The 9,978-nt window shown below is 62.4% G+C and carries 5 protein-coding genes, 1 tRNA gene and 1 pseudogene; 2 read left to right on the plus strand and 5 right to left on the minus strand.

Annotated elements, in window-relative coordinates; genetic code table 11:
* Nucleotides 1-18: 18 nt before the first annotated feature.
* From gltB to Q1V43_RS07685, 3 genes are read right to left on the minus strand one after another with little or no spacing between them, the layout of a single operon-like run.
* Nucleotides 19-4,557, minus strand: coding sequence for a glutamate synthase large subunit (gltB, locus tag Q1V43_RS07675; protein WP_300516096.1), 4,539 nt, complete (start codon nucleotides 4,555-4,557; stop codon nucleotides 19-21).
* On the minus strand, nucleotides 4,554-5,345 hold the full coding sequence (locus Q1V43_RS07680) for a hypothetical protein (protein ID WP_300516098.1): 792 nt from the start codon (nucleotides 5,343-5,345) through the stop codon (nucleotides 4,554-4,556). Before Q1V43_RS07680 ends, gltB begins: the two co-directional genes overlap by 4 nt.
* A gap of 2 nt (nucleotides 5,346-5,347) precedes the next feature.
* On the minus strand, nucleotides 5,348-6,781 hold the full coding sequence (locus Q1V43_RS07685; protein WP_300516101.1) for an NAD(P)-dependent oxidoreductase: 1,434 nt from the start codon (nucleotides 6,779-6,781) through the stop codon (nucleotides 5,348-5,350).
* 219 nt (nucleotides 6,782-7,000) lie between these two features.
* On the opposite strand from Q1V43_RS07685, the gene Q1V43_RS07690 reads away from it, so the two are divergent.
* Entirely contained in the window at nucleotides 7,001-7,804 is an 804-nt protein-coding gene (locus Q1V43_RS07690; RefSeq protein ID WP_300516113.1) for an undecaprenyl-diphosphate phosphatase, read from the plus strand.
* 51 nt (nucleotides 7,805-7,855) lie between these two features.
* Here the strand turns inward: Q1V43_RS07690 and Q1V43_RS07695 are convergent, their stop codons facing one another.
* The gene (locus Q1V43_RS07695) at nucleotides 7,856-8,839 is read right to left on the minus strand and encodes a complex I NDUFA9 subunit family protein (RefSeq protein WP_300516104.1); all 984 of its coding nucleotides are present in this window, start codon (nucleotides 8,837-8,839) and stop codon (nucleotides 7,856-7,858) included.
* Nucleotides 8,840-8,999: 160 nt separating this feature from the next.
* Here Q1V43_RS07695 and Q1V43_RS07700 point away from each other — a divergent pair.
* A tRNA-Leu gene (locus tag Q1V43_RS07700) sits at nucleotides 9,000-9,086 on the plus strand.
* Nucleotides 9,087-9,191: 105 nt separating this feature from the next.
* Here the strand turns inward: Q1V43_RS07700 and Q1V43_RS07705 are convergent.
* Nucleotides 9,192-9,899 (minus strand): annotated as a pseudogene (locus tag Q1V43_RS07705) (IS3 family transposase); the annotation flags it as partial.
* Between the last annotated feature and the right edge of the window lie 79 nt (nucleotides 9,900-9,978).

Consider the following 9,978-nt stretch of genomic DNA (forward strand, 5'->3'; position numbering starts at 1 on the left):
GTGTCAGAGCTCCGCCGCTTATTCTGCCGGGATTGCCGCGGCTTCGCTATCCAGGGGGACGGGCAGCTTGTCCAGCATCTCTTTCGGGCAGATCTGCAGGAAGTTGGCCTTCTCAGCGTCCCAATGCTGCAGGATCTCGCCGGCTTTCACGCTGCGGGTTTCCTCGAAGTGACGGGTGATCAGCCCCTTCAGCTCGGCTTCCCAATGTGCGTTTGCGACGGGATTTGTGACCAGGGTTTCCATGTTCATGTGGTCCTGGGCCTCGCCTTCCGGGTCATAGAGGTAGGCCATGCCACCGGTCATGCCCGCCCCGAAGTTCGATCCGATCGATCCCAGGATCACGGCGATGCCGCCGGTCATGTATTCGCACCCGTTCGAGCCGCAGCCCTCGATCACCACGCTGGCGCCCGAGTTGCGCACGGCGAAACGTTCACCCGCGCGGCCGGCCGCAAAGAGGTACCCATCGGTCGCGCCGTAAAGCACCGTGTTGCCGATGATCGTATTCTCGGACGCAACCAGCGGCGAGGCCATCGGCGGACGCACAACCACGGTGCCGCCGGACAGGCCCTTGCCAACGTAGTCGTTTGCATCGCCCGAGACTTCGAGCTTCAGACCGGGTGCCGCGAAGGCGCCCAGTGCCTGACCGGCCGACCCGGTCAGCTTTACCGTCAGGTGATCCGGCTGCAGGTTGTTGCGCATGCCGAAATTCTGCACGATGTGGCTCGAGGTGCGGGTGCCCACGGTGCGGTGGGTATTCTGCACGGCGTAGGACAGCTGCATCTTCTCGCCATCTTCGAGGAACCGGCTTGCATCGCGCACGATCTCTGCATCCAGCGTGTCTGGCACGGCGTTGCGCGGCTGGTCGCGGTTGTAGACAATTGAATCCGCACCATCCACGGTCAGCAGAAGCGGATTCAGGTCCAGGTCGTCCAGATGGGCCGAGCCACGGCTGACCTGGCTCAACAGATCCGCGCGGCCAATGACCTCGTCCAGCGAGCGGGCGCCGATACGGGCCAGGATCTCGCGCACTTCCTGGGCGTAGAAGGTGATCAGGTTGACCACCTTGTCCGCCGTGCCTTCGAACTTGTCACGCAGGCTTTCGTCCTGAGTGCAGACGCCAACCGGGCAGGTGTTCGACTGGCACTGACGCACCATGATGCAGCCCATGGCGATCAGGGCGGCGGTGCCGATACCGTATTCCTCGGCTCCCATCATCGCGGCCATGACGATGTCGCGCCCGGTGCGCAGGCCACCGTCGGTGCGCAGGGTGACACGTTCGCGCAGGTTGTTCATGGCAAGAACCTGGTGGGCTTCGGTCAGGCCCATCTCCCACGGCAGACCGGCGAACTTGATCGAGGTCGCAGGGCTGGCGCCCGTGCCGCCATTGTGGCCCGAGATCAGGATGACATCGGCCTTGGCCTTGGCCACACCGGCGGCAATCGTGCCGACGCCGGACGAGGCCACCAGTTTCACCGTTACCTTGCAGCGCGGGTTGATCTGCTTGAGGTCATAGATCAGCTGCGCCAGATCCTCGATCGAATAGATGTCGTGGTGCGGCGGCGGCGAGATCAGCGTCACGCCCTTGGTCGAGTGACGCAGTTTCGCAATGAGGTCAGTGACCTTCATACCGGGCAGTTGCCCGCCCTCGCCGGGCTTGGCGCCCTGGGCGACCTTGATCTCCAGTTCCTCGCAATGCAGCAGGTATTCCGCCGTCACGCCGAAACGGCCCGAGGCGACCTGCTTGATCTTGGCAGACGCGTTGTCGCCATTGGGTTCCGGGGTGAAATCATCCGGGCTTTCGCCGCCTTCACCCGAATCCGACTTGGCGCCGATGCGGTTCATCGCGATCGACAGGGTGCGGTGCGCCTCGGGCGACAGCGCGCCCAGGGACATGCCCGGGGTCACGAAACGCTTGCGGATTGCGGTGATGCTTTCGACCTCTTCGATCGGGATCGGCTTGCCGATGGGCTTGATGTCCAACAGGTCGCGCAGGTGGATCGGCGGGTTCGACTGCATGCGCGCCGAATACTGCTTCCACAGTTCATAGGACGCCTTGTTGCAGGCATGCTGCAGCAGATGCATGGTCTGGGCTTCCCAGGCATGGGTCTCGCCGGAGCGGCGCGCCTTGTAGAAGCCGCCGACCGGCATGGCAGCATTGCCTTGGCCAAAGCCCGCGGCATGCACCGCTTCCAGCTTTTTCTGGATACCCGAGACACCGATGCCCGAAATCCGTGACACCATGCCGGGGAAATATTCGGCGCACATGGCGCGCGACAGGCCGACGGCCTCGAAGTTCAGGCCACCACGGTAGGAGGAAATGACCGAGATGCCCATCTTTGCCATGATCTTCAGCAGACCCTGGTCGATGGCTTCGCGATAGCGACGTGTCGCTTCTGTCAGGGTGCAGTCCAGCAATCCGCGGTCGATACGGTCGGCCAGACTGTCCTCGGCCAGGTAGGCGTTGACCGTGGTCGCGCCACAGCCGACCAGAACGGCAAAGTAATGCGGGTCGATACATTCGGCGGACCGCACGTTCAGCGAGGTAAAGGTGCGCAGACCCTTGCGGGTCAGCCAGCTGTGCACTGCCGAGGTCGCCAGAATCATCGGCATGGCCACACGGTCTTCACCCTGGTCGCGATCCGACAGGACGATGTGACCGGCACCGGAACGCACGGCTTCCTCGGCCTCCTCGCGGATACGCTTCAGACCCGCCGACAGGCCGCCAGCACCGGCATCCGCCGGGAAGCTACAGTCAATGCGCGCCATCGGAGCGTTGAACCCGTTGACCAGCTTTTCGAACTGGGCATTGCCAACGAAGGGGCTGTCCAGGACCAGGATTTCCGTCTGGCTGGAGCTTTCATCAAGCACGTTCTTGAGGTTGCCGAAACGGGTCTTCAGCGACATCACGCGATATTCGCGCAGGCTGTCGATCGGCGGGTTTGTCACCTGGCTGAAGTTCTGGCGGAAGAAATGGCTCAGCGGGCGATATTTGGTCGACAGAACCGCCGACGGGGTGTCATCAACCATCGAGGCCAGCGCCTCTTTGCCGTCCTCGGCCATCGGGGCCAGGATGTGTTCCAGCTCTTCCAGCGTGTAACCAGCTGCGATCTGGCGCTTACGAAGCTCTTCACCGGAAAACAGCGGCTGCTCCTCGACCTGGGCCAGCTCGGCTTCCATATCGACGATCTTGCCGACCCATTCCCCGAAGGGACGGCTGGCGGCCAGTTTGTCCTTGATTTCCGTGTCGTGGTACAGCGCACCTTCGGCCATATCGACGGCCAGCATCTGACCCGGGCCCAGGGCGCCTTTTTCCACCACGGCCGATTCGTCCGTGGGCACCATGCCCGCCTCGGACCCGGCAATCACCAGCCCGTCACCGGTCACGACATAGCGCATCGGGCGCAGACCATTGCGGTCCAGACCGGCACAGACCCAGCGGCCGTCGGTCATTGCAAGCGCAGCGGGGCCATCCCAGGGCTCCATCACCGAGTTGCAGTAGGAATACATGTCCTTCCACGCGTCGGGCAGGTCGATGGCCTGCTTCGACCAGCTTTCCGGAATCAGCATGGTTTTCGCCATCGGTGCGGAGCGACCGGCGCGCACAAGCACTTCGAACACACCGTCCAGCGCGGCCGAATCAGACGCGCCGCCGGAGACGATCGGCTTGATGTCCTCGGCCAACTCGCCAAAGAAGGAGCTGGCCATGCGGATCTCATGCGACTTCATCCAGTTGACGTTGCCCTTCAGCGTGTTGATCTCGCCGTTATGGGCCAGCATGCGGAACGACTGGGCCAGCCACCACTGCGGGAAGGTGTTGGTCGAATAGCGCTGGTGATAGATCGCGAAGGCGGATTCGAACCGTTCGTCCATCAGGTCCGGGTAAAAGACGGCGACCTGTTCGGCCAGCATCATGCCCTTGTAGATGATCGACCGGCAGGACAGCGACGCGAGGTACAGGTCGTTGATCGAGGCAGCCTGGGCGGCCTTTTCAATCCGGCGGCGGATCACGTAAAGCTCACGTTCGAACTGCTCTTCATCCACGCCCTTGGAGTTCGAGATCAGGATCTGTTCGATCTCCGGACGGGTCGCATTGGCCTTTTCCCCCAGGCAGGACACGTCCACCGGCACATGGCGCCAGCCGTAGATCGAATAGCCCATGCGCAGGACTTCGGTCTCGACGATGGTGCGGCAGGTTTCCTGGGCGCCGAAATCGGTGCGCGGCAGGAACACCTGGCCAACCGCGATCAGCTCGTCCATGCGGGGTTCATGCCCGGTGCGACGGATCTGGTCATAGAAGAAGGGCGCCGGAATCTGAACATGGATGCCCGCGCCGTCGCCGGTCTTGCCATCCGCGTCCACGGCGCCCCGGTGCCAAATCGCCTTCAGCGCATTGATGCCCGCATCAACCACCTTACGCGAGGGTTTGCCATCCACCGACACCACAAGGCCGACGCCACAGGAGCTGTGCTCGTCCTCGGCGCGGTAGAGCGAATGCTCGGCCATATAGGCGCGGCGGGCTTCTTCGTTGCGAACCCATTCAGCATCGTATTTGGTCATTGGCTCTCTCCTTTCGGCGCATTCCGGGCCGGTGCCCAAACCTGCGTTGGCTGGTCCGGCGCGGGGGCCGGGATATTCGTGTGGGGACGCGGAAGGCGCGTCTTGATCTCTTCGCACCCGTAAAGCGGCGTTGTGGCGCCGAAACCGGGTTCACCCGGGTGGATGAAATCCACCGGGCGGGAATCGTATTCGATGGTGCCACCGTCCTGCGCCACCACCTGGTCGACGGCGGGGAAGAACAGGCGCAGCTCGCGGCTGACATATTGCGTGCCCCTGGACTGGTAATCGACGTCACCGGCTTCGGTGAAATAGCGCAGTTCGGTCGACAGTTCCTCCAGCTCGATCCCGTCTATTGTCACCCTTTCGCCGGTCAGCACATCGGCGCCAATCACCCGCATCTTCCGGGTCTGACCCTGCATCGTACGGCGCACGGTAAAGGCAAACGTGTCGTGACCGATGTCGAGCAGGTCATCCATGTGGATCGGGTCTTCGCTGTCCAGCAGGACCTCGCGGGAATTGTCCCAAAGATAGGTGGTGTCCAGCCACTGGTACTGGTGGTCATAGGACGACATCGACAGAAGCCCCTGCCCATCGAAAGCCGCGGCCCAGTGATAGCCCTCGGGCTCCTTTTCACAGCGCCACATCAGCAGCGAGGTGCAGCCCTGGGTCTGCACGGTCAGGAAGGCTTCGCAGCCCTGCGGCACAAGCGCGTCCTGTGCCTGCACCGGCAGGGTGCAGGCAAGGAAAGCCGCCAGGGCCTTGGTCAGGCTGGGGAGGGAACGCGCCATGGTTATTCCGCAGCAACCTGCACTTGGGCGTTCAATGTCTCGAGGATATTGTCGGCGGCGTCGCGCCCGTCCTTGATCGCCCAGACCACCAGCGAAGCCCCGCGCACGATGTCGCCCACGGCCCAGACGCCGTCCAGGTCGGTCTTGCCGGTGTTGAACTGCGCCTTGATGGTGCCCCAGCGGGTCACGGGCAGATCGGGTTCGCCCCAAAGGGTCGGCAGGTCTTCGGGCTCAAAGCCCAGCGCCTTGATCACCAGGTCGGCCTCTTCGACGTAATCGGCACCTTCGATCACCTCGGGGCTCTGACGGCCCGAGGCGTCCGGAGCCCCCAGGCGCATCTTCTGCACCATGACGCCGCTGACCGGATCCCCTGCAAAGCCCCTGGGCGCGGCAAGCCAGACGAATTCCACGCCCTCTTCTTCCGCATTCTTCGTTTCACGCTGCGACCCGGGCATGTTGGTGCGGTCACGGCGGTACAGGCATTTCACGCTTTCGGCGCCCTGGCGAATGGCCGTTCGCACACAGTCCATCGCGGTGTCGCCGCCGCCGATCACGACCACCTTCTTGCCCTCGGCGTTCAATTCGCCGCTTTCATATTCGGGAACGGTGTCGCCGAAGTTCAGCCGGTTCGAGCAGGTCAGGTAATCGATCGCCTTGACGATGCCCGCCGCCCCGGCGCCGGGACCCTGCAGGTCACGCGACTTGTAGACACCGGTGGCAATCAGCACCGCGTCATGCTGGCCGCGAATCGCCTGAAAGGTCAGGTCCTCGCCGACATTGCAGTTCAGCACGAATTTCACACCGGCCTTTTCAAGCTGGTCGAAGCGACGCATGATCACGTCCTTCTCCAGCTTGAAGCCCGGGATGCCATAGGTCAGCAGACCACCAGCGCGGTCGTGGCGGTCATAGACCGTGACCTGCACGCCGGAACGGATCAGACGGTCCGCGGCGGCCAGTCCGCCGGGGCCCGCGCCGATGATGCCTACGCTTTCGCCACGCTCGGCGCCCGGCACGATGTCCTCGACCCAGCCTTCTTCCCAGGCGGTGTCGGTAATGTATTTCTCGACCGCGCCGATGGTCACGGTCTCATGGCCCGACTGTTCGATCACACAGTTGCCTTCGCACAGACGGTCCTGCGGGCAGATGCGGCCGCAGATTTCCGGGAAGGTATTGGTGGCCTGCGACAGGGCGTAGGCTTCTTTCAGCCGGCCGGTCGCGGTCATGTGCAGCCAGTCAGGGATGTTGTTGGACAGCGGGCAGTGCGCCTGGCAATAGGGCACACCGCACTGGCTGCATCGGCTCGCCTGTTCTGCGGCCTTGGCAGCGGCGAATTCGGCATAGATTTCGTTGAAGTCCTGGCTGCGCGCGTCTGCCCCACGCTTTTCAGGCATGTCGCGGTTCACTGTCACGAATTTCAACATCGGCTGCTTGGCCATCCCTCGCTCTCCATCTTATGGCTAGGTGCGCCTGTGTAATCGGGTCGCACTCAAATGAAAAGTCAGAAAGACTGACCTATATATCGCGAAGGGGCAGGTTTTTTTTCGATTCTTGCCGCGTTGCGGAATTTTTAGGTATATATTGCTGACCTTTATCCGGTCTTTTCTTTTCACCTCAATCAGTTAGCTTGGCGCCGATTTTAACGCAGATGGGTCATGATGTCACTGTTACAGATCTTCATTATCGCCGTTGTTCAAGGGGTTACAGAGTTCCTGCCGGTGTCGTCCTCGGGACATCTGATTCTGATTCCCTCTCTGACCGGCTATGAGGATCAGGGCCAGGTGATCGACGTCGCGGTGCATCTGGGCACGCTGGTCGCGGTGGTTCTGTTCTTCCGGGATGACGTTCGCGCAGCTATTGGCGGGGTTCCGCGGCTGGTGCGGGGACGTGTGGACACGCCAGGGGCTCGTCTGGCCTTTCTGCTGCTGGTTGCGACCCTACCGGTGGTCGTCGCGGGGTTCGTGCTGAATGCAACCGGGCTTGACGATGCCCTGCGCTCAATCACCGTGATCGGCTGGACCATGATTATCTTCGGCGTGGTGCTTTACCTGGCCGACAAACGGGGCGGCCTCACCAAACACGAAGGCGACTGGTCGCTGCGCGATGCGGTGATCATGGGGCTGTGGCAGGCGCTGGCACTGATCCCGGGGACCTCGCGCTCAGGCGCGACGATCTCGGGGGCGCGGGCGCTGGGCTATGCCCGCGAGGACGGTGCCAAACTGGCGATGCTGATGTCGATCCCGACGATCATCGCCTCCGGGACGCTGTTGGGGATCGAAGTCGTCGGCACCGCGAACGTGGCGGCCGCGCGGGACGGGCTGATCGCCGCCGCCCTGTCCTGTGTCGCCGCCCTGCTCGCGCTGAGCCTGATGATGCGGTTGCTGAAATCGGTGAGCTTTACCCCCTACGTGATTTACCGCATCGCATTGGGTGGAGTGCTGTTGTGGATAGCCTACAGCTGAAACGGAACCGCCGCCCGGATGGGGCGGCGGGCTGTGTGATTGTCCGACCAATCAGGCCTTCAGGTTCTTGGCCGAGTTGGTAATCGCCGCATACTGACCCGAGGGGCGGAAGCGCCACAGGTAATCCGGCAGGATCACATCCATCGCCTTGGGTTGAATACCCAGGGCCGCGAAACCCCTGGCGTCCTCGGCCACCACATTGTCTTCGCGCAGCGACTTGACCTGGTCGCGGCTCAGCGTGGCGGGCACCAGGCCGAACGAGACCTTCTGCATCATGTCGAACCCCCAGCCCATGATCCGGGCAATCCAGAACGGGATGTTCAGCACGCCGCGGCGGCGCTCAATCAGCTCCAGCATGCGCCGCATCAGTCCGCGCATCGTGTCAACGTCCGGGCCGCCCAATTCGTAGATGCCGGCTTCTGCTTCGCCCAAGACGCCCTTCTCGGCCGCGGCGGCAACATCATCGACATAAACCGGCTGGAACTTCGTTTCGGCCCCGACGACCGGCAGCACCGGACCCATCAGGGCAGCCATGCCTGCGAAACGGTTGAAGAACCCGTCTTCGGTTCCGAAGATGATCGAGGGGCGCAGGATCACGGCACCGGGGAAAGCGGCCTGCACGGCGGCTTCGCCTTCACCCTTGGTGCGCTTGTAGTCGCAATCACTCTCCGGGTTGGCGCCAATGGCCGACAGATGCACCATCTGGCCCACACCCTGTTCGGCCGCTATGCGGGCGATGCGCGCGGCACCGTCCTTCTGCACGGCGTCAAAGCCGTTCTTGCCCAGCTCGACCAGAACGCCCACGCAGTTGACCACCGCATCGGCCCCCGCCATCGCAGCACGCACACTGTCATCATCGCGAATATTGCACAGGATGGGCTCAACCTGGCCGACGGCACCATAGGGTTTCACAAAAAGCGCTTCATTGGGGCGACGCACGGCCACGCGTACGCGCCAGCCCTGTTTCGCCATGCGGCGCGCGATATAGCGCCCTACAAAGCCCGAACCGCCATAGATGGTGACGAGTTTCGACATGCTGGGTCTCCTTGAATTCGGTGCGTTCTGCTTAGCTTTTCAAGGCGTTTTTCACAAGCGGCAAAGCAGCGCGGGGAGCGGGGTGAAAAAAAGAAAAGAAAAGTCCAGAATCGCGTTGACACCCCCCGCCGCCATCTTTAAATCGCCCTTCACGACACCTGCCCAGGTGGCGGAATTGGTAGACGCGCTAGCTTCAGGTGCTAGTGTCCGTATGGACGTGGAGGTTCGAGTCCTCTCCTGGGCACCATTTCTTTCCCATAAGATACTGCAGTTAAACGAAAAGCTGCTCTACGGGAGTCGAACCGTAGAACAAATCGTTGAACAATTGACCTGCCCCCCGAGGCTCCCTCATTCATAGCGAGAGTCTGCAGGTTTGGTTTTCATAGTCTTCGGTTTGAGGGTGGGCAAGCGCGCCGGGCGCGGAGCCCTCAAATTGCTCAAGCGTCCGGCGCGCTTCTGCGGGCGTTTGGTTTCCGAGCGACGAGTGCGGTCTGACGTTGTTGTAGTCGTATCGCCAGAGCGCGAGCTTTCGCCTTGCATCGTCCAGGCTGTCGAACATTTCCTCGTTCAGGAGCTCGTCGCGCAGGCTGCCGTTGAAGGACTCGATGAAGGCATTCTGCTGGGGTTTGCCCGGGTCGATGTAGTGCCAGTCCACGCTGTTTTCGTTCGCCCACTTCAGGATTGCACGGCTGGTGAACTCGGTGCCGTTGTCAGAGACAATACTGGCCGGTTTTCCATACAGCCGAACAAGCGCATCCAGTTCCCGCGCCACGCGGGTGCCCGAGATGCTGGTGTCGGCCATCAGGCACAGGTTTTCTCGGCAGCAATCATCGTTCACCGCCAAAATGCGGAACCTGCGCGACGCGCCGAACGTGTCGGACAGAAAGTCCAACGACCAGCGTTCGCCGGGCCTCAGCGCCTCCGGCATCGGCGTCCGTGAGCCACGCGCCCGTTTGCGGCCCCGTCGTCGCCTGACGCCCAGCTTTTCCTCCGTGTACAGCCGATACAGTTTCTTGTGGTTCATGATCATCCCTTTGCGCTCCAGCATCACCCCGATCCGTCCCTCTCGGCGATGCTGGCATCGCCGAGAGGGCAACGGGATAGCCAAACCGGCGCCGCTTGGCAGCGACGACCTTCAT

Source organism: Aliiroseovarius sp. (assembly GCF_030148435.1).
Taxonomy (GTDB): domain Bacteria; phylum Pseudomonadota; class Alphaproteobacteria; order Rhodobacterales; family Rhodobacteraceae; genus JASBTN01.